The organism is Cellvibrio japonicus Ueda107, from assembly GCF_000019225.1.
Taxonomy (GTDB): domain Bacteria; phylum Pseudomonadota; class Gammaproteobacteria; order Pseudomonadales; family Cellvibrionaceae; genus Cellvibrio; species Cellvibrio japonicus.
This window is the reverse complement of sequence record NC_010995.1, coordinates 4231926-4258376: the sequence shown is the minus strand read 5'-3', so window position 1 is coordinate 4258376 and position 26451 is coordinate 4231926. Positions and strand designations below refer to the sequence as shown.

The 26451-nt window shown below is 55.9% G+C and carries 21 protein-coding genes; 10 read left to right on the top strand and 11 right to left on the bottom strand.

Annotation, left to right across the window (positions count from 1 at the left end; genetic code table 11):
- Positions 1-33 precede the first annotated feature (33 nt).
- Positions 34-1527 carry a serine hydrolase domain-containing protein gene (locus CJA_RS17170; protein WP_238526790.1) on the bottom strand — a complete coding sequence of 498 codons (1494 nt, stop codon included), beginning with the start codon at positions 1525-1527 and terminating at the stop codon, positions 34-36.
- Between the two features lie 298 nt (positions 1528-1825).
- A complete protein-coding gene (locus tag CJA_RS17165; protein ID WP_012489138.1) occupies positions 1826-3991 on the bottom strand; it encodes a di-heme-cytochrome C peroxidase in 2166 nt (721 codons plus the stop codon).
- A gap of 246 nt (positions 3992-4237) precedes the next feature.
- Here CJA_RS17165 and CJA_RS17160 point away from each other — a divergent pair, with 246 nt between their 5' ends.
- The 3 genes from CJA_RS17160 (at position 4238) to CJA_RS17150 (ending at position 9707) form a co-directional block, all read left to right on the top strand.
- Positions 4238-4555 (top strand): DUF4156 domain-containing protein, encoded by a 318-nt coding sequence (locus CJA_RS17160; protein ID WP_012489136.1) that lies wholly within the window; start codon positions 4238-4240, stop codon positions 4553-4555.
- 202 nt (positions 4556-4757) lie between these two features.
- Positions 4758-6815, top strand: a complete 2058-nt coding sequence (ppk1, locus tag CJA_RS17155) for a polyphosphate kinase 1 (protein WP_041551734.1) — start codon at positions 4758-4760, stop codon at positions 6813-6815.
- 246 nt (positions 6816-7061) lie between these two features.
- A complete protein-coding gene (locus tag CJA_RS17150) occupies positions 7062-9707 on the top strand; it encodes a rhamnogalacturonan lyase family protein (RefSeq protein ID WP_012489134.1) in 2646 nt (881 codons plus the stop codon).
- Positions 9708-9778: 71 nt separating this feature from the next.
- Here the strand turns inward: CJA_RS17150 and CJA_RS17145 are convergent, their stop codons facing one another.
- The 4 genes from CJA_RS17145 to CJA_RS17130 all read right to left on the bottom strand — a co-directional run bounded on the left by CJA_RS17145 (position 9779) and on the right by CJA_RS17130 (position 12677).
- Positions 9779-11284 carry a Ppx/GppA phosphatase family protein gene (locus CJA_RS17145; RefSeq protein WP_012489133.1) on the bottom strand — a complete coding sequence of 502 codons (1506 nt, stop codon included), beginning with the start codon at positions 11282-11284 and terminating at the stop codon, positions 9779-9781.
- 137 nt (positions 11285-11421) lie between these two features.
- Complete coding sequence (gene secB, locus CJA_RS17140; protein ID WP_012489132.1) at positions 11422-11925, bottom strand: protein-export chaperone SecB; 504 nt, start codon at positions 11923-11925, stop codon at positions 11422-11424.
- 52 nt (positions 11926-11977) lie between these two features.
- Positions 11978-12235 carry a glutaredoxin 3 gene (gene grxC / locus CJA_RS17135; RefSeq protein WP_012489131.1) on the bottom strand — a complete coding sequence of 86 codons (258 nt, stop codon included), beginning with the start codon at positions 12233-12235 and terminating at the stop codon, positions 11978-11980.
- Between the two features lie 25 nt (positions 12236-12260).
- A complete protein-coding gene (locus CJA_RS17130) occupies positions 12261-12677 on the bottom strand; it encodes a rhodanese-like domain-containing protein (protein WP_012489130.1) in 417 nt (138 codons plus the stop codon).
- Positions 12678-12995: 318 nt separating this feature from the next.
- On the opposite strand from CJA_RS17130, the gene gpmI reads away from it, so the two are divergent.
- The 5 genes from gpmI to CJA_RS17105 all read left to right on the top strand — a co-directional run bounded on the left by gpmI (position 12996) and on the right by CJA_RS17105 (position 18632).
- The gene (gpmI, locus tag CJA_RS17125) at positions 12996-14546 is read left to right on the top strand and encodes a 2,3-bisphosphoglycerate-independent phosphoglycerate mutase (protein ID WP_012489128.1); all 1551 of its coding nucleotides are present in this window, start codon (positions 12996-12998) and stop codon (positions 14544-14546) included.
- 103 nt (positions 14547-14649) lie between these two features.
- Positions 14650-15828, top strand: coding sequence for a murein hydrolase activator EnvC family protein (locus CJA_RS17120; protein WP_148208921.1), 1179 nt, complete (start codon positions 14650-14652; stop codon positions 15826-15828).
- A gap of 91 nt (positions 15829-15919) precedes the next feature.
- Complete coding sequence (locus CJA_RS17115; RefSeq protein ID WP_012489126.1) at positions 15920-17365, top strand: S41 family peptidase; 1446 nt, start codon at positions 15920-15922, stop codon at positions 17363-17365.
- Positions 17366-17411: 46 nt separating this feature from the next.
- Positions 17412-18206, top strand: a complete 795-nt coding sequence (locus CJA_RS17110; RefSeq protein ID WP_238526789.1) for a divergent polysaccharide deacetylase family protein — start codon at positions 17412-17414, stop codon at positions 18204-18206.
- 180 nt (positions 18207-18386) lie between these two features.
- Positions 18387-18632 carry a DUF6316 family protein gene (locus tag CJA_RS17105; protein WP_238526788.1) on the top strand — a complete coding sequence of 82 codons (246 nt, stop codon included), beginning with the start codon at positions 18387-18389 and terminating at the stop codon, positions 18630-18632.
- A gap of 98 nt (positions 18633-18730) precedes the next feature.
- Here CJA_RS17105 and CJA_RS17100 read toward each other — a convergent pair whose 3' ends face one another.
- Positions 18731-19261: a TIGR02444 family protein gene (locus CJA_RS17100; protein WP_012489123.1), complete on the bottom strand. Its 531-nt coding sequence runs from the start codon at positions 19259-19261 to the stop codon at positions 18731-18733.
- Between CJA_RS17100 and CJA_RS17095 the strand changes: the two genes are divergently transcribed.
- Positions 19260-21152, top strand: coding sequence for an ATP-binding cassette domain-containing protein (locus CJA_RS17095; RefSeq protein WP_012489122.1), 1893 nt, complete (start codon positions 19260-19262; stop codon positions 21150-21152). The two genes, CJA_RS17100 and CJA_RS17095, sit on opposite strands and share 2 nt — an antisense overlap.
- Before the next feature lie 11 nt (positions 21153-21163).
- Positions 21164-22024 carry a phytanoyl-CoA dioxygenase family protein gene (locus CJA_RS17090; RefSeq protein WP_012489121.1) on the top strand — a complete coding sequence of 287 codons (861 nt, stop codon included), beginning with the start codon at positions 21164-21166 and terminating at the stop codon, positions 22022-22024.
- 20 nt (positions 22025-22044) lie between these two features.
- Here CJA_RS17090 and CJA_RS17085 read toward each other — a convergent pair whose 3' ends face one another.
- The 4 genes from CJA_RS17085 to CJA_RS17070 all read right to left on the bottom strand — a co-directional run bounded on the left by CJA_RS17085 (position 22045) and on the right by CJA_RS17070 (position 26447).
- Entirely contained in the window at positions 22045-22863 is an 819-nt protein-coding gene (locus CJA_RS17085; protein ID WP_012489120.1) for a DUF4824 family protein, read from the bottom strand.
- A complete protein-coding gene (locus CJA_RS17080; RefSeq protein ID WP_041552646.1) occupies positions 22860-23957 on the bottom strand; it encodes a DUF2157 domain-containing protein in 1098 nt (365 codons plus the stop codon). The genes CJA_RS17085 and CJA_RS17080 overlap by 4 nt, the downstream gene beginning before the upstream one ends.
- 101 nt (positions 23958-24058) lie before the next feature.
- Positions 24059-24628, bottom strand: a complete 570-nt coding sequence (locus CJA_RS17075; RefSeq protein ID WP_012489118.1) for an outer membrane beta-barrel protein — start codon at positions 24626-24628, stop codon at positions 24059-24061.
- A gap of 241 nt (positions 24629-24869) precedes the next feature.
- Positions 24870-26447, bottom strand: coding sequence for a TerC family protein (locus tag CJA_RS17070; protein WP_012489116.1), 1578 nt, complete (start codon positions 26445-26447; stop codon positions 24870-24872).
- Between the last annotated feature and the right edge of the window lie 4 nt (positions 26448-26451).

The following is a 26451-nucleotide window of genomic DNA, read 5'->3' as shown; positions in this document are numbered from 1 at the left end:
ATGGAATGGCGCCGACTATATCACTGCCTTGTGTCAAGGCGTAGCGGCGGTTCGACGGGCTTTTTTGGCTTCTTCCTGGGCAATTTCATGCAAGTCCATGAACTTGAAAATCACATTGCGCGCCAGGCGGGTTTCCGAGTTGGTCAGGAACACCATGCCAATGCCCAGGTCGCGGTTAAACACCACCTCGGAACGGAAGCCTTTTACCCAGCCACCGTGGTGGGCAAAGTTTTTGTAGCGACCATAGTCAAACACCCGCCATCCCAGGCCGTAGGCGGTATTGCCCACAGCGTCGCGCGTGCCGTAGTGGTTTTGCGCGGGGGAATTGTGCGTGACGCGCGCCTGCAATTGTTTCAAGGTGGCTGGTGAGAGCACATCCGGACGCTTGCCCAGTTGGGCCATAAGGAAACGCGACATATCCACAATACTGGCATTGGCCCCGGCGGCGGGGGGAATGCGGTAGTAGTTGGGGGTGACATGGGTGGGAATCCAGCGTTTACCGCTGGCGATATGGGGGCTGGCGCGATTGGGTGAGGCGAGGAAGGATTCCAGGCCAAAGGAGGCGCTGCGCATATTGAGCGGGGTGAACAGCTTATCCTCGACAAAATCCTCAAAGGGTTTGCCGTACTGTTTACTGACCATATCCCCGGCCAGGCTATAGGTGATGTTCTGGTAGGCGTAACACTTGCCCGGCTGGCAGACAAAGTTAACCAGGCGCAGGCGGCGCACGGCTTCAGCGTAGCTCATACCCGCTTCGATCACACTGGTATTGGCGTGGCTGGGAAGCCCCACACTTTGCGACAGTAAATGGCGCAGGTTGATCTGTTCGCCATAGCGGGTGGATTTGAATTTGACATCGGGTAAGACGCTGGTGACCTTGGCGTTCCAGCTCAACTGGCCTTCCTGTACCAGGATGGCTGTCGCTGTGGCGGCAACCGGTTTGGAAACCGATGCCAGGCGAAAAACAGTATCGGGGGTCATTTTTTCGCGCGTTCCCGCACGTTTTACCCCATAGGCCTGCAGGGAGCGGATCTGTCCCTGGGACACGATCACAATGGCCACCCCGGGGACATAGGGGGCAATTTCCCTGGCGACATAATCCTCGAACTGGGTAACAAAGGCTTCCGGATGGCCCTGGGGATAGCGCGGTGCGGCTATGGACGCGGTGGTGATCAGGGGGATTTTCTTGGCCAGCAGCTTGCTGTTGCGGATTGCCTCATCGCTGGCGATATCCGCTGCCGGGGGGATCTTGTCATCAGCCCGGGGGTTGGCCCTGCTTGCTGCAGGGGGCGCCGGTTTGGGTTGTACGGCGGGCTGGGCTGGTTGGGCAGTTGCCTGGGGGGGATTGGACACTACAGCTTGGGGGTTGTGCTCCAGCGTCTGGGTGAACTGGGTGCTATTCAGTGTGGGGGCGCTGCTGGTTGTGGCGCTACTGGGGGCGTTAATGGCCTGTTGGATAGGGAGCGTCAGCGGAATGGTGACACGCTTGTCATTGGCGGACAGCAGCGGGCTGAATACCAGCGCCATGAGCGCGATGAGCTGGGGCAGTTGGCGGATTGACCCGCTCCCTGGGACGGGACAACGGTAATCTGGGCGCAGGTACTTCAAAATCGGCATAGCACTCTTAAATAAATTATCAGCATGGGCGTTTTCATCCTGATCTGAAACGAACAACGCCACTGTCGACTGGCGGTCAGGCCGCACAGCATCGAGTGGCGTTATCTTCCTTTAGTGTTGCGTTATGCGTTCTCGGCTGCAGGGTTTATCGGTTATCAGTGTAGCTGTTTGTGGCTATCTGCAGGCATCAGCAAAGGGGCTGTTTTCACTACAGGGTTTTTAAATATTCCACCAGTGCCCAGCGATCCTCATCCGATAGCGGTTCCAGCTCACCGGCTTTGACCCGTAAATCGTGAATAGTGCCGTATTCGTGGCCGCTATTCAAATCACCGGGGCGCGTGGTGCGTAACAAAAAACCATCGTAGCCTTCACTGCGGAAACCGACCCGGAGCGGATCAAACTCGCGCGCGCCCACACGGAACTCATCGCGGCGATAGACACCCTCCTCGGGATCCCCCGTGCGCTGTTTGGGCAGCAGTAAATCGTAGAGTGTGGGTACTGAACCATTGTGCAAGTAGGGCGCTGTGGCCCAGATGCCATTTAGCGGTCGCGCCTTATAGGCGCGCAGTGAGGCATAGGGATCGGCCGTGGTATCGGGCTGGTAATCACCGGTTTTGATACTGGGTTTGAGCTCGTTGTTAAAAAAGGAATGGGCCAGCATATAGAGCCAGTCGAGGAAGCGATGCACTAGCCATTTATCCGGGTCGGGTGTGGCGACAACCCCGGTAGTGGCGGCGGTGAGGATTTGCAGGGCGGGGGCACGGTTTTGAATGACCTGGCTGCCAATGCCTCCGCGCAGGTAAGTGTTATTAAAGTTTCCCGAGTAACCGGTGTAGTTGACGCTGTTAAGCGCAGTGGCGGGATCGGTACCGACCTGGTTCACGTTCGATAGGTGCGCGACAATTTTGCGATCCCAGTCGGTGCGGTCGATCAGCTCGTGGCAGGACTGGCAATGTGTGGCATAGAGCCATTGGCCGCGCCGGACTTTCTCCGGGTCAATTTTCCACGCGGGCTCTGCATCGAAAATAGCCTTGGCGTTTTGCTGGTTCTCGTGGCTGGTGGCAAGGGTTGGCCAACGTGGGGAGGTCAGGCTTTTCAGGTGCGCCTCCAGGCGCGCCAGGTTGACTGAATCAATCGAGGAGGTGAAATCGATGTGCCGGGTTTTCTTCTGTTGCCCCGTCAGCCAGGCGGAGAGGCTGAATCCCGGCTTTTGCGCGCTCCAGTCGAGTATGGCAAATACACCCATCACCTCGCCCGCGTTGCGCCCCAGGGGGCCAACCCCGGCATTGGCTGCCAGGCCATTCCATTGCACGTAGTCGGAGTGGGGGACATCCCACAGGTAACCGTAACTCACCGGCGCATTGGCCTCATTAAAAATATGCTGCTTGATACGGGTGATGTCGGCGCGGCTGAGCCCCGGATAGCCCGCCGCTGTTGAGCCCAGGCGGGTGATGACCTGGACAAATTGCCGGTCGCTGATAATGGTCTCGCTGATGCCGTCCAGTACCCGGCTTACTTCGTCCGGGGTGAGCAAATACTGCCGCTGGTCATTGGTGGCGCCGAGCAGCACAGCTTCCAGTTGCTGCCGGTTGATCATGTATTGCAGTACCCGGTTATAGATGCGCCCGAAGGCGTCCAGGCGCGCATAGCCATAGTCAAACGGCGAATGGTTGATGCGGTTATAGAGGTTAAGGCTGGCGGTCCAGGTTTCCAGGTCGGCGCGGATTTGGGAGGGGGTTTTGTAGGTGTTATTGCGCGCGAGCACGGCGGTGACAAAGCGCTGGTATTTTTCGTCGTTATCAAGGGTGGCCTGGAGGCTCTGCTCAAGTCCGCTCAGGAATCCCACCATATCGGCCATGCTGGGGCCGCCATCAATACGGATTGCTTTGCCGTTGTAATTAATCTGGCTGGTGTGGCAGGCAGCGCAGGTAAAGCCCAGGTAGTCCACGCCCTGGTAGGTATCTTTGACGAAGCCGACGGGCAAACCATCGCGGTTAAAAAAGGTGGGTTTTTGGGGCAGGTAGCGATACCCGTCCATGTTGGTGTTAGCGCGGAACAGGGTTTGGGTACCGGCCTGTTCCAGGGCGATAAAAAAATCGTAGGGCAGCAGGGCCGAGCCCTGGGTGGTGTTGTAAAACCAAAGGCTATCCGTGGGGCTCCAGCCCTGGTCCAGGTAGATAGGGGTGGAATACGGCTCGCCGAAGCGATCCTGGCTGATAGCAAGCGCACCTCGCTCCGGATCGTTATCCCACCGCTGGTAGGTCTTACCGATCGCTAAGGCGATTAACATTGCCCCCAGGATGAGCAGGAAGGCGTAGATTAAGAAGCGCCACCGCAGGCGACCAACAATAGTGGCAATACGGAAAATACCCATGTCTTGACTCCCGGATTAAGCCTTGCGTTGAAGTTGTGGTGGTTACAGCACCTTGCCCGGTGGAGTGCACTGCAGGAAATATTGGGTGGTAAAGATACATTTGGTCGTAAAGATACTATGGGGGCCAAATCAGGCCAATCGAATTGGCATATAAATTTGCGGGTTGATGAGTCCGGCTTGCCAAATCCAGGTGGTTGCGATTAGTGTAGCTGCCGTTTTCCTATTACCTTGTCCGAGGAGCTGAGTATGAAATGTTTCGCTGTATTTGTTATCGCCCTGGCCTGCCTGAGTAGCGGTTGCTCCTGGGTAAAAGTCTCCGAACAGGGGAGCTCTGTGGCAGTTGCCAATCTGGCGAACGTGCGCGATTGCAAAAAACTGAGCACAGTAACCGTGCGTGTTAAAGACAATTTTGTGGGTTCTATGAAACGCGACCCTAACAAGGTTGCCCAGGAGTTGACCAACCTGGCGCGCAATGAAGCGGCAGCGGAAGGCGGTAATACTATTGTACCGGTGAGCCAGGTTGCCGATGGCCGCCAGAGCTTTGATGTGTACAACTGTTATTGATTGCTGATGTTCTCGCCCCGGCAATGCCGGGGCCATGTCTCCTTCCCGCCTGTTTGGTTTTTATTCCTGACCCTGATTCCCGAAATCCAATTCTTTGCTAGGGTTAATTCAGCGCTGTCTTATTTCTGTCACATAATTGCCATAATTTAGCGGGCATCCTTTGTTTCAGAATCGTTTCATTGCTTGCTCCCCGAGGTATAAGGTGTCGGACGCCTATTTCAATCGCGAACTCAGCCTGCTGGAATTCAACAAGCGGGTGTTGCATCAAGCCTATAACCAAAACTTGCCCCTGCTGGAACGGCTGCGTTTTTTGTGTATTTTTTCCACCAACCTCGACGAGTTTTTCGAAGTGCGCGTGGGTGGTTTGCTGGAGGTGCTTGAGCGCAATGCCCCGCCGACAACCGGCCCCGATGGCCTGGCGCTCAAGGAAACCCTGGATGAAATTTCCATTCGCGCCCATCAGCTGGTGCATGAGCAATACCAGATACTCAACCGCGAACTGATCCCGCTGCTCGCCACAGAGGGTATCCGTGTGCTGCGGCGCGAGGAGTGGAGCGAGGCGCAGGTGGCCTACCTGCAGCACTATTTCCATAGCGATGTGCTACCCGTGCTGAGCCCCATCGGCCTGGACCCGGCGCACCCCTTTCCGCGCATCCTCAACAAGAGCTTGAATTTTATTGTGCGCCTGGATGGCAAAGATGCCTTTGGGCGCAACTCCGGGCGCGCTATCGTCCAGGTGCCGCGCTCGCTGACCCATTTGGTTGAATTACCGTCGGCATTGGTAGAGGGCGGGCGCGCCTTTGTGTTTATCTCCTCCATCATCCATTACTTTATGGCCGAGATTTTTGTCGGCATGACGGTGATGGAGTGCTACCAGTTCCGCCTGACGCGCAACTCGGATATTTTCCTCGACGAAGAGGAAACCGAAGACCTGCTGCGCGCCGTCCAGGGTGAGCTGGTGTACCGCCAATATGGCGACGAGGTGCGCCTGGAACTGACCGACACCTGCCCGGCGGAACTGGAGCAATTCCTGCTGGAGCGCTGCGAAATCAAACCGCGCGATTTGTATCGCATCAATGGCCCGGTCAACCTCAACCGCTACAGCGATTTATTTGAGTTGATCAAGGACGCGCGCTTTTATTTCAAGCCGTTTGTGCAGTCCATGCCCAAATTGCCCAAGCGCAGCAGCTCTTATTTTGATGCAATCCAGCGGCAGGACATCCTGTTGCACCACCCGTTTGATTCATTCCAGTGTGTGGTGGATTTTTTGCGCGAGGCTGCCGCAGACCCCCAGGTACTGGCGATCAAGCAAACCCTCTATCGCACCGGCTCCAACTCGCCCATTGTGGATGCGCTGGTTGCAGCGGCCAAAGCGGGCAAGGAAGTGACAGCAATTGTTGAGCTGCGTGCGCGTTTTGATGAAGAGCAAAACGTCGCCCTGGCCGAGCGCCTGCAGCGCTATGGTATCCATGTAATTTACGGGGTGGTGGGTTTTAAAACCCACGCCAAGATGATCCTGGTGGCGCGCCGCGAAGCGGAAAAATTGCGCTACTACGTGCACCTGGGCACCGGTAACTATCACCCGCGCACCAGTAAAATTTATACCGACTATGGTTTGCTGACCTGCGATAAGGAAATCGGTGAGGACGTCTACCGCATCTTTTTGCAGCTCTCCAGTATGGGCAAAGCTTCCAAAATGGATGCGCTGCTCTATGCACCGTTTACCCTGCACAAGGGCATGGTCAAACGCATTCGCACCGAGCGTGAAAATGCCGAGCAGGGCAAGCCGGCGCGCATTATTGCCAAGATGAATGCGCTCTACGACCTGGAATTGGTGAATGAACTCTATGCGGCCTCCCAGGCCGGGGTGCAAATAGACCTGATCGTGCGCGGCGTGTGCCAGTTGCTGCCGGGGATGGCAGGCCTGTCAGAGAATATCCGCGTGCGCTCAATTATCGGTCGCTTCCTCGAACACCATCGCGTGTTTTATTTTGAAAACGGCGGCAATCCGGAATTGTTTTGCTCCAGCGCCGACTGGATGCTGCGCAACATGTTCCACCGGGTGGAAACCTGTTTCCCGATTCGCCATAAAAAAATCCGCGAGCGGATTATGGAGGATCTGGAGCTCTATCTGCGCGATAACACCCACGCCTGGTTGTTACAGCCCGATGGCGCCTACGTATTGGCCCGGCCCGGCACAGATGAAGAGCCGGTCGATGCGCAAGCTACCCTGCTGGAACGCTGGGCGGCGCATAACTGATCCAATGCCCGTTCAACAACCACCCGCGACCTGATCCGGCGTTGGCAAGGCAGTCCGTCGCTTGAGGCGACGGGCTGGATAAGCATTTATCCGAATAGCGAAAACCCCATCATTTCTCCTGCGCAGTCTCCCACAGAACGCGACTTTCATACTTGCAGATAAATCTGACTTATATACCCTGTGTTGCGCTTTTTTTGTGCAGTAAAGCGAGTATCCGCGAATAAACCCAATAACGAGATAACTGCCATGAAGATAACCATGCAAGGAAAAGAACCATCGCGGTCGCCACTCTGGCGCCCCCAAAACCGATCACTATTTCATAGGCTATGCAAGCAGGTCCTGGCGCTGGGGTGTAGCGTTCTGCTGGCGGCCCCTGCCTTCGCCGCGCGCCAGGCGGAGTATCTGGATCGCGGGGTGGTAGCCCTGCCATCGGGGTCGGGGATTTATATCGGCTGGCGTATGCTGGGCGATGATCCGGCCAATATCGGCTTCCACGTGTATCGCAATGGCACCCGTATTACGTCAAGTCCGATCACCAATTCCACCAACTACTTCGATGCCAGTGGCAGCTCCAGTGCAGCCTATACCGTGCGCCCGGTTGTGAATGGGGTAGAGCAGGCGGCCAACCCGGCAAAAGCGACCTGGAGCAACCCCTATTGGCTGGTTAACCTCAACCGCCCGGCCGGCGGTACCACACCCAGTGGCGAAGCCTATAGCTACTCACCCAACGACCTGAGCGTGGGCGACCTCGATGGCGACGGCCAATATGACATTATCGTGAAGTGGGAGCCGTCCAATGCCAAGGACAACTCCCAGAGTGGTTATACCGGTAATGTGTATGTAGATGCCTATCGCCTTAATGGCAGCCAGCTGTGGCGCATTGACCTCGGCCGTAATATCCGCGCCGGTGCCCACTACACGCAATTTATCGTCTACGACCTGGACGGTGACGGCAAGGCCGAGGTCGCCATGAAAACAGCCCCCGGTACGCGCGATGCAGCGGGTAATGTACTCGGTGGCAGTAATGCCAATACCGACTACCGCAATGCCAGCGGCTATGTCCTCTCGGGGGCGGAATACCTGACTATCTTCAATGGCCAGACCGGGGTTGCCATGGCAACCACCGACTATGTACCGGCGCGCGGCACGGTCAGCAGTTGGGGCGATAACTATGGCAACCGTGTAGATCGCTTCCTCGCCGGGGTCGCCTACCTGGATGGCCAGCGCCCGAGCCTGGTCATGGCGCGCGGTTATTACACCCGTGCAGTGGTGGTTGCCTGGGATTGGCGCAATGGCAGCCTCAGCCGGCGCTGGACGTTCGACAGCAACAGCGGCGGCAACAGCGCGGCAGCCGGCCAGGGCGCCCACTCGCTGACCATTGGCGATGTGGACCAGGACGGCCGCGATGAAATTGTCTATGGCGCCGCCACCATCAACGATAACGGTACCCTGCTCTATTCCACCGGCCTGGGGCATGGCGATGCCTTGCACCTGGGCGATTTCAACCCCAACCGGCCGGGGCTGGAAGTGTTTATGGTGCACGAATCCCCCTCCAGCTATGGCCAGCACGGTATTGAAATGCACGATGCGCGCACCGGCGCTATCGTCTGGAGTGTACAGGGCGGTGGCGATATAGGTCGCGGGGTAACCATGGATGTCGATCCGCGCTATCCCGGTAACGAAAGCTGGGCATCCACCGGCGGACTCTACTCCGCCACCGGGCAGCAGATCACCACCAGCAAACCGGCCAGCATTAACTTTGGGGTGTGGTGGGATGCTGACCTGCTGCGCGAGCAGTTGAACAACACCATGATCGACAAGTGGAACTACAGCAATAACACCAGTTCGCGCCTGCTCACAGCCTATAACTACGGTGCGGCGTCCAATAACGGTACCAAGGCAACACCGGGGCTATCGGCTGACCTGTTTGGCGACTGGCGCGAAGAAGTGATCTGGCGCCACGACAACAACAGCCAGTTGCTGATCTTTAGCACCACTGCTGTCACCACCCACAAGCTGCGCACGCTGATGCACGATACCCAATACCGCACGGCAATTGCCTGGCAAAACGTGGCTTACAACCAGCCACCCCACCCCAGCTTCTTCCTGGGCGATGGTATGGCGACACCGGCGGCACCGGATATTTACTTTGTAGGCACCAACCCCAATGGCGGTTCAACCGGCAGCTCATCGAGCAGTTCCAGCTCATCGGTGGCAGCACCCCAGGTCAACCTGAGCGGTGTGGCCGGTAATGGCCAGGTCAGTTTGAGTTGGACCGTGAATGGCAGCATTAACGGTATCGAAATCTATCGCGATACCGATGCCGATCCTGCGGGCCGCACGCGCATCGCATCCCTGAGTGCCAGCACGCGCAGCTATACGGCTACCGGGTTAACCAATGGCCAGCCCTATTGGTTCTGGGTGAAATACACCGGGGCAGATGGCACGGCCTACAATTCCAATGCCTTCAACGCAACCCCGGTTGGGGCTGCCACCAGTTCCAGCTCCTCAGTGGCGTCTTCAAGTTCGTCATCCTCTTCCAGCTCCGTGGCCAGCAGTGCTGTATCCAGTTCCTCGGCGGCCAGTGGCGGCAGCGGTAGCTGCAGCTATGTGATCACCAATAACTGGGGCTCCGGTTTTACCGGTGCGATTCGCATCACCAATCGCGGCAGCAGCGCGATTAACGGTTGGAATGTCAGCTGGACCTACAGCGGTAATACCCGCATTAGCAATAGCTGGAATGCCACTGTCAGCGGCAGCAATCCCTACAGCGCTGCCAACCTGGGCTGGAATGCAACCATCCAGCCGGGGCAAACCGTGGAATTCGGTTTCCAGGGGACTTACTCCGGCAGCACGGAAACGCCGGTGATCAGTGGGTCTGTGTGTAACTGAGTGACCAAAAGAAAAAGGGGCAGTCATGCCCCTTTTTCTTGCTTCTTGCGCTAAATATTTCCGGCAATGGTTTAGTGTTCACCCACCTGCAACGCGTAGCCGATATCACCCAGGTAGCGCTGCTCGGTTTCCAGGTCGGCGATAGTCAGCGGATGTTTATCCATCCATTTGCCAGGTAGTTTGAGTTGCAATTGTTTTGCGGTGGCAGCCAATTTTAGGGTTGGTAAATTTTCCCTTGCGCCGCCGCGGTGAAAAATTGCCGCCAGGCGCAGCAAGATGGCTAATCTCAACAGGTCAGTATTATCGAGCGGAAATTGCCTGGTGGGAAAACGGCGGCGATGGGCCAGTACCAGGGCGGAGAGTTGGGTTTGTTCGACGCGCGAAAAACCGGCCAGATCCACATGCTGTACCACATAGGCGCTGTGTTTGTGGTAATCGCTGTGCGCAATATCCAGGCCGACTTGATACAAACGCGCGGCCCAGCCCAGTAACTTGCTGGCATCGTCGGCTGTGAGTGACCAACTGCCGGAAACCTGTGTTAACAAATTGAGCGCGGTTTTTTCCACAGCCCTGGCTTTATCCATATTCACGTGGAAACGCTGTGCCAGGGCATCGACACTCGCCTGGCGGATGTCGCGGTTTTCCAGGCGGCCTTTGACATCGAACAGCAGACCCTCACGCAGGGCCCAATCCGCGGCAGTCATGCGGTCGAATTCCAAGGCTTCAAACAGCGCAGTCAACACAATAACCCCACCGAGAAACACCGGCTGGCGATCGCTGGAGAGCCCATCCATAGTCAAATCGAGTGAGCCGTGCTTGAGATAGGCGTGGAGGATTTTTTCGAGTGAGTCGAGGCTAATGGTGCCATCGCTCCAACCCTGTGCCGCGCAAACTTTCGCCACCGCCTTGATGCTACCGGATGCCCCCAGCACTTCATTCCAGCCCAGGGCCAGGAAGCCTTCGTTGACCGGCTCCAGCTCTTGCAGGCAGGCAATCAGTGCCTTGGTGACCAGTTTTTCAGTGACCTTGCCATCCATAAAGAATTTTTTGGTGATGGCAACACAGCCCATATTCAGGCTTTCTTTCAATAGCGGTTTCATACCTTCGCCGAGGATAACCTCGGTGCTGGCGCCACCGATATCCATTAGGATTCGCTTGCCCTTGTCCGGCGCAATGCAATGGGCCACACCCAGGTAAATCAGGCGCGCTTCTTCATCGCCGGAAATAATTTCCACCGGGTGACCCAGGCGTTTCTCGGCATCGGCGAGGAATTGGCGCGAATCGCTGATACTGCGCAGGGTTTTGGTGCCCACAATACGCACGCTGCGCGAGGGATAGGCGCGCAGGCATTCGCCAAAGCGCTCCAGGCAGGCCATGGCCCGCTCGCGCGCATCGTCGCTCAGGCTGCCGTCTTCCTGCAGGCCAAAGCCCAGGCGCACCGGCTCGCGCAAGCGGTCGAGCAGCACCAATTGGTCATTGTCCCAGCGCGCCACAATCATGTGAAAACTGTTGGAACCCAGGTCGATTGCCGCGATATGGCTGGCCTGGCTGTCTTTGCCGGGGGAGAGGTTAAACATGGATGGGGCGTCCTGATCGTTCACAGCTGGCCCGATTCTACCCCATCGCGATTGCCTGTGTATGTTCGTGCCGCTATTGGCCGTGGAAAATAAAAAAGGCAGCCACCAGGGCTGCCTTACAGGGGCATAAACCGGATTTAGTTAATGGTTTCGCCCTGGGCTTTTTCGGTTTCAGCTTGCTGTTGCGCTTGGCTGATTGCCTGTACAAACACGGCGTCGAAGTTAATGGGGGGCAGCATCAGCGGAGGGAAGCTGCCGCGGTTGAGGATGCTATCGATCGCTTCGCGCGCATAGGGGAAGAGGATCTGCGGGCAGGCTGTGTTAATCAACTGGGTCACGGCGCCGCCTTCAAGGCCGCCAATCGCAAACAGGCCTGCCTGCTTGATTTCCACCAGGAACACAGCGCGATTATCAGTGCGGGCAGTCACTGTGAGCAACAGGACCACTTCAAACAGGCCTTCTTCAACCTGGTTGGCCTGGATATTCAAATCTTGCTGGATATTAGGCTTGAAGGCCTTGGTAAAGGCTTCGACTCCCATGGGGGTCTCGAAAGACAAATCCTTCAGGTAAATGCGCTGAATGGCAAATTGTGGACCGCCAGCGGCCTGCTGGGCGTCTTGTTGGTTATTTTCGTCAGACATAGTGAACTCGTTTTTTCAGGTGATTAAAAACTACAGGAGGAATATGCAGGGCTCAGTGTTGAGCCAGAAGCGCATCCAGTTTGCCGGCTTTATCCAGCGCCCAGAGGTCGGTAAAACCGCCTACATGGAAATCGTTGATCCAGATCTGCGGCACCGTGCGCTGGCCGCTTTTGGCCATCATTTCCTGGCGCAGCTGCGGTTGCGTGTCTATACGGATTTCCTCGGGCACCACGCCTTTCTCCGCCAGCAACTTCTTGGCGTTATTGCAGTAGGGGCAAACAGCGGTGGTGTACATCAACACACGGGCCATGATTTAAACCTCGTCGCGCTCAGGATCAGTTTTTACCTTTTACCAGCGGCAAACTCTGCGCTTGCCACTCGGCGATACCGCCACCCAGGCGGCGCACATCAAATCCTTCGCGGCCAAGGAAGCGGCCTACAGCACCGGCGTGTTGGCCGAGCTTGTCGATCAGGATGATGACCTTGCCCTTGTAATCCGCCAGCTCGGTCGATTCCTTGCTGAGCTTGGCGTAGGGAATGTTGAGCGAGCCAACGATGTGGCCGGCCTTGTATTCGGTACTTTCGCGTACATCGACCAATACCGCATTACCCTCGTTGACCAGCTTGGTGACTTCATGGGGCGTGATGGGGCGGCCGCTTTTAATGCGCTCGCGCCAGACATAGAGGTAAACCAGCACAATCAGGGTGGTGACTAACAGCCACTCTTGGGTAATAAAAACCAGAAAATCCACAGAAATTGCCTTCTTGTCAGTTGCTCACCAGGAGCCAATGGTTGTGAAGAGTGGGGGCGAGTGCCAGGGATTTCAACTGCCGGAATAGACCTGCAACAACTCACCCGCGACCCGGGCCCGGTCTGGGGCGGCGGCAGTATACACCATCGCTTCCGGCTTACCGCAGGTTGCGCGGGTTATAGCCGGCCTTTACGGTATCTGATAGGCATATTTTGCATAGAGTTACGTCGCTCAACCCGTTAGAATGCGGGGCATGAGTAACCCGCCTTTTGCCTGTGTGTAAATGCAGGCAGTCAACGACCCCGGAAACGAGACCCTATGAGCGCCAAGAAACCTGTAGTTCTGCTGATCCTCGACGGCTATGGCTATTCGGAACGAACCAAATACAACGCCGTTTACGCGGCGCAGACTCCGGTATATGACAACCTCTGGAAAACCTGCCCCAATACCCTGATCGATACCTCCGGCATGGCCGTTGGCCTGCCTGCGGGCCAGATGGGTAACTCCGAAGTGGGGCACACCACCATCGGTGCCGGCCGTGTGGTTTACCAGAGTTTTACCCGTATCAATAAATCGATCAGCGATGGCGATTTCTTTACCAACCCCGAATATGTGAAGGCAATCGACAGTGCTATCGCCAACGACAGGGCGGTGCATATCCTCGGCCTCCTGTCCGAAGGTGGTGTACACAGCCACCAGGATCACCTCTACGCCATGATCAATATGGCGGTGGAGCGTGGTGCCAAACAAGTCTACTTACATGCGTTCCTCGACGGCCGTGATACCCCGCCACGCAGCGCAGAAGCCTCGCTGCAAAAAGCCCAGGATGTGTTTGCCAAGCTCGGTACCGGTCGCGTCGCCTCTATCGTGGGCCGCTATTTCGCACTCGACCGCGACAACCGTTGGGATCGCGTGAAAACTGCCTACGATGTTATGGTCACCGGTGAGGCCGAGTTTGATGCGCTTACCGCCGTGGACGGCCTGAAAGCCGCTTACGAGCGCGGTGAGAACGACGAATTTGTAAAAGCCACGGTTATCTGTGGTGAAGATGAAGAAGTGGCCACCATTAATGATGGCGACTCAGTAATTTTCATGAACTTCCGCCCCGACCGCGCCCGTGAAATTACCCGCGCGCTGATCGACGAAAACTTTACCGGTTTTGATCGCGGTGAGACGCATCCGGCCATCGCCCATTTCGTACAGACCACCGAATATGCATCGGACATTAAAGCCCCTATCGCCTTCCCTCCCGAGGATCTGAGCAATTCCTTTGGCGAATATATTGCCGGCCTGGGAAAAACCCAGCTGCGTATTGCCGAAACGGAAAAATACGCCCACGTGACCTTTTTCTTCAACGGCGGTAATGAAGTGGTATACCCCGGTGAAGACCGCATCCTGGTGCCTTCACCCAAGGTTGCCACCTATGATCTGCAACCGGAAATGAGTGCGCCGGAAGTGACCGATAAACTGGTTGAGGCCATAGAGTCGGGCAAGTACGACGCCATTATCTGTAACTATGCCAACTGCGATATGGTGGGCCATTCCGGTCTGTTTGATGCCGCGGTTAAAGCGGTGGAAGCGGTAGACGTTGCCTTGGGCCGGGTATTGGCTGCAGTGAAAAAAGTGGACGGCGAAGCCCTGATTACCGCTGACCACGGCAACGTGGAGGAAATGTTTGACGAGGAAACCGGCCAGCCCCACACCCAGCACTCGACCCTGCCGGTTCCGTTTATTTTTGTTAGCAGCCGCAAGGGAAAACTGGCTTCCGGCGGTTCGCTGGCGGATGTGGCGCCGACCATACTGGCCTTGATGGACTTGCCACAACCGAAAGAGATGACTGGCCGCAACCTCATCACCCTCGAAGGTTAAAGCCTACTGAACCAACCCGGATTGCCGCGCAATCCGGGTTTTGTTTTTCCACCAGGCGTTATCATCGATCAGCCGCAAGACAAGCCACGGATTTGAATTGCTCATGACCAGCAGCCTTTCCCGCCGATTTCTTTCACCCTGTGCTACAGCCCTGGTTGCCTTTGCCCTGTTGCTGGCGACCGTGCCGGTATTTGCCAATCAGGAGGAAATGGCCAAATTGCAGCGCGATATAGAGGCGTTGCAGAAAGAGTTGAAATCGGTCCAGGGAACCCGCACTGAATTGCAGAAAGAAGTCGAGAAGTCCGAAAAGGACATTAACGAGCTGCAAAAAAAGGCGGATAAGATCAATCAGGAATTGAAGCAGCAGCAACAGGAACTCAACAAACTGGAACATGAGCGCGCTGCACTGGAGCGCCAGCAGCAAGCGCAGCTGGCGCAACTGACCGAGCAGGTGCGCGCCAGCCACCGCCTGGGCCAACAAAGTGAACTCAAGGTGTTGTTCAACCAGGAGTCGCCCGGTGATTTTGCGCGCATCATGAAATACCACAGTTATTTCATGGCAGCACATAACCAGAAATTGGCCGGCTACCGGGAAACCATTGCACAGATCGATAACCTGACCCCGGCTATTGTCCAGCGCACAGACGAGTTGCGCGGATTACAGGAGCAACTGGATAGGCAGCGTAACCAGCTAAAAAAGCTGCATGGCCAGCGCCAGTCAGCGCTGGCCAAAGTTAACCACAGCCTCAAGGATAAACAGGAAGCCCTGCGCCAGGCAGTGCAGGATCGCAATCGCCTGCAGGCCTTGATGAACCAGGTCGCCAAGCGTGTGGCAGGCGCGGCCCAGTCGCCCGCCTATGTGCCCCTGCCGCCGGGTGGCGAGCGCTTCAGCAAGCGCAAGGGACGTATGCCCTGGCCGACACAAGGCAGTATGATCCATCGTTTCGGCAGTGCGCGTATTGCCGGACAGATCAACTGGAGCGGCGCCTATATCAGTGCGCCTGCCGGTAATTCAGTGGTTGCGGTACATCATGGCCGGGTGGTTTTTGCCGATTATTTTGGCGGGCATGGGCTGCTGATTATTGTCGACCATGGCGAGGGCTATATGAGCCTCTATGCCCATAACCAGGAATTGCTGAAAAAAGCCGGTGAATTGGTCAGCGCAGGTGATACCATCGCGCGAGTTGGCAACAGTGGTGGCCAGTCCAGCAATGGGCTTTATTTTGAAATACGTTACCAGGGTAAACCCATAGATCCGGGCGCCTGGTTAGCGCGAGGGTGATGCCTTATTCCCTGCGATGCTGTGTAGTCTTTTATTGTCGGCAACGGGATGTCCTGTTGTGCGAATCTGGCGAGGAGCCTGCGGAGTTTTCATGTTGTGCGCGTTACTGACACCTGCCTGTAAACCAGCCCGCCTGCTGATGGTGTTGGCCTGTATGGCTGCGCCACTATGGGTTAGTCCTCTGTCCGCCCAGGACACCGGATCGCAATCTGCCGAGCAGTCTCCACCTGCCCTGTTACCGCTGGAAGACCTGCGTACCTTCACGCGTGTCTATGACCAGATCCGCAATGGCTATGTTGAGGAGATCAGCGATTCCCAACTGCTGGAATACGCTATTCGCGGCATGATTGCCGAGCTCGACCCCCACTCCGCCTACCTGGGCAAAGATGCCTTCGCCGATTTGCAGGCCAATACGTCCGGTGAGTTCGGCGGGGTAGGCCTGGAAGTCAGCCTGGAGGATGGTTTTGTCAAAGTCGTGACCCCCATTGATGACAGTCCATCAGCGCGCGCCGGTATTCTCAGCGGCGATGTGATTATTCGCCTCGACGATCAGCCGGTTAAAGGCATGGATCTCAATAAGGCCGTTAACATGATGCGCGGCCCCAAAGGCAGCAAGATCAAGCTGGGTGTGATGCGCCAGGGAGTGGATCAACCTATCGATTTTGAGTTGGTGCGCGACATCATCAAAGTACAAAGTATCCGCACCCGGGTGTTGGAAGACGATTATTTCTACATTCGCATTTCCCAATTCCAGCTCAATACCGGCACTGAAATGCTGCAAAAACTGCGCATTCACCTGGAAAAAAATCCGAAAACCAAAGGCATAGTGCTGGACTTGCGCAATAACCCCGGCGGGGTGTTGCAATCCTCTGTGGAGGTCGCCGATGCCTTCCTGGATGGCGGCATGGTGGTATATACCCAGGGGCGCTTGGAAAACAGCAATATTCACTACAATGCTGAAGCCGGTGACCTGGCCAATGGTTTGCCGCTGGTGGTATTGATCAACGATGGCTCGGCTTCAGCCTCGGAAATCGTGGCCGGCGCCTTGCAAGACCACAAGCGCGCGGTCATTATGGGAACGCGCAGCTTTGGCAAGGGTTCGGTACAGACAGTCATCCCTATCAGCCAGGATCGCGCCGTCAAACTGACCACCGCCCTTTACTACACACCCCTGGGGCGCAGTATCCAGGCCCAGGGGATAGAGCCGGATGTCGAAGTGGAGCGGGTTAAGATCGCTGAGATAAGCACAGTACAGGGCACGACCGAGGCAGACCTCGCCGGCCACCTGAATCGCAAGGATGGGCGGGAGAGCAATAGCAAGTCGCGCCAGGAAAAACGCATCACCAGCGCGCAACTGTTAAAGGAAGACAACCAGTTGCACGAGGCGCTCAACCTGCTCAAGGGCTTGCACATCTTTATCCAGTCCTCCCCGGTCAAACAACCCGAGCCGGCACCGGCCCAGCCTGCGCCTGCCATAGCACCGGATATCAGCATTACGCCCGACCTTGGCAGTGAGCAATCCACTCCCCGTCCCTAGCCTTGCCCACAGGTTAATGCGCTGGCTGTCGATGCTGGTGCTTGCCGTGTCTAGCCTGGAACTCCAGGCAGGGCAATTGGCCATCATTATTGATGATATTGGTTACAACCTCGACGCAGGCCGTCGGGCAGCGGACTTGTCTGGGGACTACACCCTTGCGGTACTTCCGTTTACACCCCATGGTCGCGAATTGGCCGAGCGCGCCTATCGCAGGGGCAAGGAAATCATGCTTCACGCCCCCATGAGTAACGAACAGCACCTGCCTTTGGGTAAGGGTGGCCTGGAGAGTGGTATGTCCCGGGAAACCTTTTTGCAGGTACTTGAGCGGAACCTGGCGGATATTCCCCATGTGCGCGGGGTGAATAACCACACCGGCAGCCAGCTGACCCAGGAAGAGGAACCTATGCGCTGGTTGATGGCGGAGCTGAAGCAGCGCGGGCTTTATTTTGTCGACAGCCGTACAACGGCAAAAACCCGTGCCCAGGCCATGGCAGAGGCTGCCGGACTCCCTAATCGCAAACGCGATGTCTTCCTGGATGACCGCCCCGAACCTGCCCATGTCGCCAGCCAGTTGGAATTGGCGATGGCAACTGCCCGCCGGCAAGGCAGTGCGGTGGCCATAGGTCACCCCTATCCGTCGACGCTCGCCGCATTGGAAAAGATTGCTCCGCTGTTAGAGAAATACGCCATAACCCTGGTAAAAGCATCGCTGTTAATGCCTTCATCCCGCCCATCGGTCAACGCGGGCCAATGCCTCGCTCCGCCCCTATCCCTCTGGGCAGAAACGCCGCCGTTGCATGATCCTTTTTCCCTGCCACCTGCCCTTAAATGGCTGGAATAACGGCCAGGTTTGCCCCTTTGGGCTAAAACGGGAAAATGTCACAGCGCCGGTTATAAAAAATACATATTTAGAGACAAACTAAATCTAGTGATGGATGCTTGCGGGTGTTTATAATCAGGCGAGCGATTTCTGATCGCCATTTGCAAAAGGAACCTTTGTCACGCCAGTATCGAGGAGTACATGATGACAAGTCTGAACAAGAGTGATACCACTAACAGAAGCGGTGAGAAGGGTGAGGCGCCACCACGCAGGGTGCGCTATCTGCAGAAAGGCGGTTACTGGTATTACACCACCCGAGAGGGGGTGGATATCGGGCCCTTTGACAGTCGCGAGGACGCCGAAGTGGGGGTGGGCGAATTTATCGAGTTCATTCACGCCTCTGAACCCAAAGTATCGGATGTGCTTAAACAGTATCGTGCGGCCTGAGGCAGTGTCTCAGGTCGACATCGGGTGCAGTGACCACAGCCATGTCGTAACAGCTACCCCTTGCCAACCCCGCTGAGCGGGGTTTTGTTTTTTCCAGGCTACTCATCCTGAAGGGCGAGTTGTCGATACCATTCTGGCCAGTCCTTTTCTGCGATTCCCACATCCTCAAAGTAAATTGCCAGGTTAGTGGCCGGGGTCGTTCCATTGGCCGGTGGCCAGGTGTTGCACAGTTGTTCGAGTGAATACTGCACTTGCTGTTCGGCGGCCAGTTCAGCCGCTTTAATCTTCGCGCGCACGGCTTCAATGCGTTTATCCGCAGTGCCATATTGGGCTTTCAGCGCACGCCGCAGTTGGCGCAACGGCAAGACTGTCTGCGCATGCCACGGTTGGATGTGCTTTCGGGCCAGGTCCAATCGGGCTTGATCCAGAAGGATACCCCGCTGTGCCATCCACAAGGACCACAGCAGCAGGTTGACGTCGGCCCCATACTTGTCCTGCAACGTCAGGCAGGCGTCTGCCACACCGGGTTTGGCGTACTGGATAAGGGAAAAGTCCCACAGTGAACCGGTATCAAACACAAGAATCTCCTCGTCGTAGAGGGCGTACAAACTGCTAGAATGCGCCCCCATGATTCAATTGCAAACTATCTCTATTCAGCGCGGCAGCAAATTCCTGTTGGAAAATGCTGACCTCACTATTTATCCGGGCCAGAAAGTCGGTTTGATCGGCGCTAATGGCAGTGGCAAATCCACCCTGTTCCAGTTATTGCTGGGCGAGCTGCAGAGCGATAGCGGCAGCGTCGATATCCCGCGCAACTGGCGCCGTGCGCACATGGCGCAGGAAGTCGGCCACACCAGTCGCTCGGCGCTGGATTACGTGCTTGATGGTGACAGCGAATTGCGTCGCCTGGAAGCGGAAATTGCCCGACTCGGTGCACTGCCTGATCCCGGTGAGCAACTGGCCCATCTCTACAGCGAGATGGAAAATATCCATGCCTATACAGCGCCGGCCCGTGCGCAGCAGCTGCTTAATGGTTTGGGCTTTGCCCCGGGCGACGACCAGCGTCCGGTGAGCGATTTCTCCGGCGGTTGGCGCATTCGCCTGAATTTGGCGCAGGCACTGATGTGTCCATCGGATTTGCTGCTGCTCGACGAGCCCACCAACCACCTGGACCTGGATGCCACACTCTGGCTGGAAGATTGGCTCAAGCGCTATCCGGGCACCCTGGTCATCATTTCGCACGACCGCGATTTTCTCGACAATATTGTTGACCGGATTGTCTGCATCGAAAGGCAAAAACTCGATGCCTATGCCGGTAACTACTCTGCCTTCGAGCGCCAGCGCGCTGAAAAGCTGGCCCAGCAGCAGGTGAATTTCGAGAAGCAGCAGGAGCGCATTGCGCATATCGAAGATTTTATCCGCCGCTTCCGCGCCAAGGCGAGTAAGGCGCGCCAGGCGCAAAGCCGAATCAAGGAACTGGAGCGCATGGAAAAAATCGCTCCGGCCCACGTGGATTCTCCCTTTAGTTTCACCTTTGATTGTGCGGATAAAATGTCGATACCGCTGGTGCACATAGCACGCGGTGAAATCGGTTATGGCGATACAACTGTCCTGCACAGGGTAGAGCTGAGTATTATCCCTGAAACCCGTATTGGCTTACTCGGCCCCAATGGCGCGGGTAAGTCCAGCCTGATTAAAACCCTGGCAGGTTCCCTGCCGCTGCTCGCCGGTGACCGCACCAATGGCGAGCATTTTAAGCTCGGTTATTTTGCCCAGCATCAACTCGAAGCGCTGGATCTCAATGCATCGCCAGCACTCCATCTCCAGCGCATTGCACCCAAAGCGCGTGAGCAGGAGATTCGCGATTTCCTCGGCAGCTTTGATTTTCATGGTGAGCGCGCCTTTGAGCCGATTACCCATTTTTCCGGCGGCGAAAAAGCGCGCCTGGCACTGGCATTGATCGCCTGGGAAAAACCCAATGTGCTCTTGCTTGACGAGCCTACCAACCACCTGGACCTGGAAATGCGCCAGGCATTAACCATGGCGTTGCAGGATTTTGAAGGCGCGGTGATTGTGGTATCGCACGACCGCCATTTGCTGCGCAATACAGTCGATGAGTTCTGGCTGGTAGCCGATGGCAGGGTTGAAGAATTTGATGGCGACCTTGAAGACTATTATCGCTGGTTGGGCCAACAGCGGGCCAATGTGCCTGAAGCCGAAAAACCGACTACTGAGCCCAGGCTGGATAAAAAAGCCCAACGCCAGCAATCGGCCGCCCAGCGGGCACAATTAAAACCCCTGGCCAATAAATTGAAAAATCTCGAAGCTCAATTAGAGAAATTACAAAAACGACTGGGTGATATAGAGTCCCTGTTGGGGGATACCTCGATCTATGATGATAAAAACAAGGCAACGCTGCAGGAGTTGCTGGCTGAGCAATCACAGCTCACTGCACAGCTGCAAGAAACCGAAGAAAATTGGTTATTAATCAGTGAAGAATTAGAAGCGGCCAATGGCTGAATGGATTAATTATGTGGAATAAATTACAACGTTGGTTTAAGGCTGGCTCCAGTGCTAGGCAGTTACTCAGTGATGAGCAAATGGACAGTTGGTCGCGCAATGGTTTTTTAGTGCTCAAAGGTTTTTTTACACCACAGGATATTAATGTCTTTGAAGATGAGGTGGCGCAACTGATACAGGAGCGCGCCCAGGCCGCCGGTGAAGTTGTGATTGATGTCCTGGATGGCCCATTGACCGGTAAGCGAATCAAATTGCGCGATGCGCCCCAGGAAGCTATTGATCACACCCATAAGATTAACGATCTGTACCTCGTGTCTGACAACTGTCGATCCTTGAATTTGCACCATCGCCTGGTGGCAGTGCTGAACGATGTGTTGGGCGCAGTGCCGGTGGTCGTAAACTCCTTATCCTTTACCAAGGGCAGCCAGCAACCACATCACTTTGATACCTATTACATGCCTCCCCCGGTTGAGGGGCGGATGGTTGTCAGCAGTATCTGTTTGGAGAAACAAACGCTGGAAGCCGGCCCCTTGAGCTACTACCCCGGAAGCCACCTCATTCCCCCTTACCGTTTTTCCCATGGAGGACTGGCGGCAGTTAATGATGAACTGCCCGATGCCCGTCGTTACATTCAGGCGCAATTGGCGGAGAGAGGATTAACGCCGGACATTTTTGTCGGTGATATTGGGGATGTGTTTATATGGCACGGACAGCTATATCACGGCGGCTCGGCGATAGCAGATCACAACAGAACCCGACGCACGCTGGTTACCCATTACTGGGCCTCAGAAGACCTTCCCATTTGGCGACAAGTCAAACTCAACACTGGCGGTGCCTATTTGTCGCGTGATCACCAGCCCATCCCGCAATAGTTTTTTAGCTATCCCGGCAACTACGGGGGTAGTATTTGCAACTCCCGAACCCAGGGTTCAAGCAGGCGGCCATAGCGCAAGGTCGCTTGATAGCGAACTGAATTATTGTTGCTGGTGTTGGGTAGTTGCCTGGCAAGGCGATTGGGAACATGGATCCGGGCGATCAACAGGCTATCGATTTGTATGCTGGTCGGCTTGGCGTTGTTGTCCAGGCAACGGCGGTAACTGCTTCTGATTTTTGCGGGCAGGGTAAGGTATTGGGTCTGCGTATTTTTCGCCTGCAAACTGACCTGGTTTTTTATCAATACAGCGGAATTTGCGGCGGCATCAATCACAAAAAGACGCGATTCCTCCTGCGCTACCTGCCTGACGCGCTTGTCCAGGGTATCTTTTTCCTGTTGCCAGGTTTTTTGTAGTGTTTCATCGGTAGGTTCAGCGGCAATATGCTGGTCGCGTCTGGCAGTCATCGAGGCCAGGTAGTTGCGGTATGCAGGGCCATTGAACTCTACGAGGATCCAGCCCGGTTGTGCCCTTTCCCTGTATTGATTGTTGCAAGCGGCAAAGCCAAAACTGGAAAAGTGTTCGTCCGATAAGGTTAACTCCCGATTGTATCCCCATAGCCTGTTGGGCGTGTCATCGTCTTTGGTGTTCCAGGTGAGATCCAGGCTGATACCACTATTCTCCTTGTTGAAGCGGTACCCGCTGGGTAGCCGCAGTTCCCTTTCGCTCAGGGTGAGTGCTCCGTAATGAGGCTCCCAGCGGTTGTACCAGACTTTACCCAGCAGCAGGATGTTGGTCGTTAATAAAAATCCAATGCTGATGATGGTCAGTTTCTTCATGATAGATGACCTCCCTGTTGTAACTTGCGCAACCGGTTAAACACCATCATCGCCAGGATGGCGGTCAGTCCAATCAGCAGAAAGAAGAGATATTTGGGGAGCCAGTCCCACCACCAATCGAAAAATTTGGTGAAGAGGAACAGCGCGAAAAATACATTGCCGGTGAGCATCAAGTAAGGTCGCCCCGCACGTAACCCGTAGAGGATTAGCAGTGCTGCAAACCCGAAGCCGATAACCTGGTAAAAGCCTTCAATTGGCTTGCGCTCCCACGGCAAATAGCTGGCACCTCCCCAGTTGGCGAGAATTAAAACGGCAATAAAAAAAGCGATGCTGGAGAGTATCTGGTAAATGCTGGCAAAGCCGTGGTAGCGATGTTGTGTAAATACCAGGGGCACTGCAAACAACAAGAGCGCAGGCAGGAAAAAGTGCTCTGGTTTTTCACCGAAATAAATCCAGTAGCCGCCCATCCAGGTGCCCAGGTGGGCGCCAATAAACGCAAAGGTACTCGCCATAGCGGCCGCGAGTAACAAGCGTACCTGTAGTAGATACGCCAGCAGAAAACCATATATTGCAAACAGCGCAAAGGCATTGGGGCTGGGGGCCATGTTAAAAATACTGCCCAGCATATTGATTTGCAGTACCAGCGCGGCAAAGGAAATCAGGCCAATGAGTTTTGCGTAGTAACCGCTGGTGTCGAAACGCCGAGTCGCCAGGGCCAAGCCAAAACTGAGCAGGGGTGCGAGTGTCAGCAGGACGACCTGCTGTGTGGTCGAAAAATAGCCCCAGTATTGATAGAAAAGAAAAAACAAGCTGGTCGCCAGTGCGCTGGCGCCCAGGAAGGAGACGATTTGCATCCCAAGTGAAAGGTGCCTCGCGCCTTCGGACAGGTCCACGTCCTGGTGTCGGCGCAAATCGTCGAGTACCTGTTGATGGTAAGTATTGATGTGTTGGCGGTTTTCCTCTGTCAGGGACAGGAGCCCGGCCTGGGCCAGCAAATCGCTCTCGGCGCGAAATGCCCGTATCTGGTCGGCGCGCGCCTGGGCTTGGCTTTTACTGCCGTGGTCTTGTGTTTGATGAGATGGTGAATTCAACATCAGTCCCTCGGTTGATCTGGGTTGGTGTGCAGTGTTGCTGGCGAAGCGGGGAAACACAAGCGGGGAGGAGTGGTTTCCGCATCCTTGCGGGTCTCAATGCATTAGAAATTCATGCGCAGGCCGATACCGATACCTGTGGTTTCCGAGCCCAGGGTAACGTCCCCCGTGGCTGCAAACTGGGCGTTGAACCAATAGGCCGCACCGGCATTCAGTTGGGTATCGCCGTCGTAGACAGTATGGTGGGCCAGCTCGATACGACCTTCAACTTCCGGGGTAATAAAACCGCGAATACCGACAGCCAATACCATACCGGTATCGTCATCAAAATGATCCGGATCAATACGTTCGAAACTCAGTGAGCCGTAGAGGCTGGAGTCAGCGCCAAACAGGGTGCGGTAACCCAGGCCAACGCTCAGGTTGGTAGAACCGCAACCGCTGCCACTCAGGTCTGCGAGTGAGCCCTGGACAAAGAAGTCGCTGTTGAGTGCCATGCTGCCATAGGCATTGAGGCCGTCCTGGTCGCAGTTGCTGTCATCGAGGTCCTGATTCAGGAACTGCAAACCCACATAGTTGTAACTGATACGGTCGCTGGCCAATACCTGGGTACTGATCAGGGCGCCGCTGCTTAGTAGGCCGATAGCTATCAGGTTGCGCAAGGGATTGGTTTTCATGGTGGACTCCTTGGTCTTGAAATGGCGCCCCTGCCGTGTGCATTGGGCGCTGTGGATTGTTGTAGGCTGGAGCGAGTCTAGGTGGGTTTTTCTGAACTCAACCCCAATAAATCTGAGGGTTCTGGCCCGGTATAGACAGGTTGTGACAGGGCGCACGCGACCGGTTTTCCGGTGCGCGCCATTATTCACCAAGGGCGTATTAACGCCCGTGACCGGGTTCGCGTTGGCGTGGAAAATAACCCTAAAACAAGGTTTGTTGGGGCAGTTCCTCATCGGCATCGGCCAGGGGTTTGGCCAGCACCTGGTGGATGCGGCGCCCTTCCATGCTGGCGATACGGAAGCGATAACCGGCCAGGCTCAGTTCTTCGCCTATCTTGGGAATGTGCTGCAACTGCTCCAGGATTAATCCGGCGAGGGTGAAGTATTCGCCATCGCCCCGATCCAGCTGGATGCGCAGTAGCTCTTCCAGTTTTTCCAGGGCAATACTGCCATCGAGCAGCCAGCCATCTTCAATAGGTACCGCCAGGGGTTCATCGTAGGTATCGGCGAGTTCCCCGGCGATAGCGGCAAGCAGGTCTCCGGTTGTGACCAGGCCCTTGATGCTGCCGTATTCGTCGATGACGATTGCCATGGGCAGGGTTTCCTGGCGCAACATTTCCAGCACCTTGAGGGCACTGGTACCCTCCGGGACTGCCAGGGGTGGCAGCGCCAGCTTGCCCAGGTCCAGGGTCTGGTTGTCCAGTGCGGCGGTAAGCAGGTCGCGGCTTTGCACCACGCCAATCAGGTCGTCCAGCTCTTCGCGGGCTACCAGCAGGCGGGTTTGCGGTGTCTTTTTCAGGATATCAAGCAGCTCTGCCGGTGTTGCCTTGGCATCTACCCACACGATGTCGGGACGCGGTGTCATTAGCGACTGTATCGGGCGGTCGGAGAGCTGTAATACGCTGCGAATCATGGTGCGTTCATTTTGGTCAAACGCGACTTCCTCGTCCTTGGGGGTGGCCATGGCTGCAATATCATCGCCTACTTCATCGGCGTTGCTGCGTCCCCCCAGTAATTTGAGCACTGCTTCGGCCGTGCGATCGCGCAGCGGGCGCTCGCCAATCAGGTTGCGCGTGCGGTTGGAGCGCGCCAGTTGATTGAAAACTTCGATCAGTATTGAGAACGCAATAGCACCGTAGAGGTAGCCCTTGGGAATCTGGAAGCCGGCGCCTTCTGCCACCAGGCTAAAGCCGATCATCAACAGGAAGCCAAGGCAGAGCATGACCACCGTGGGGTGGCGATTGACGAAATCGGTGAGCGCCTTGCTCGCGATGATCATCACCAGCATGGCAATAACGACGGCGATCATCATGACTTCAACATGTTCCACCATGCCGACAGCGGTGATTACCGCATCCAGGGAGAAAACGGCGTCGAGCACAATGATCTGGGCCACTACCCCCCAGAATGCGGCGTGTACCTTGGTTTGGCGCGGTGCATGGATCTTGCCTTCTACCCGTTCGTGAACTTCCAGGGTGGCCTTGAACAACAGGAAGATGCCGCCGAAGAGCAGGATAAGGTCGCGCCCGGACAGGCTATGGCCAAAAACACTGAACAGGGGTTCAGTGAGGGTGACCATCCAGGAAATGCCTAATAACAGCAGCAGACGCATACCCAGTGCCAGGCCCAACCCCAGGACGCGGGCTTTGTCGCGCTGGTGCGGCGGGAGCTTGTTGGCCAGGATGGCAATAAAGATAAGATTATCGATCCCCAGTACTATTTCCAGTACCACCAGGGTCAGCAGACCCAGCCAGGCGCCGGGATCAGCGATCCATTCCACGATT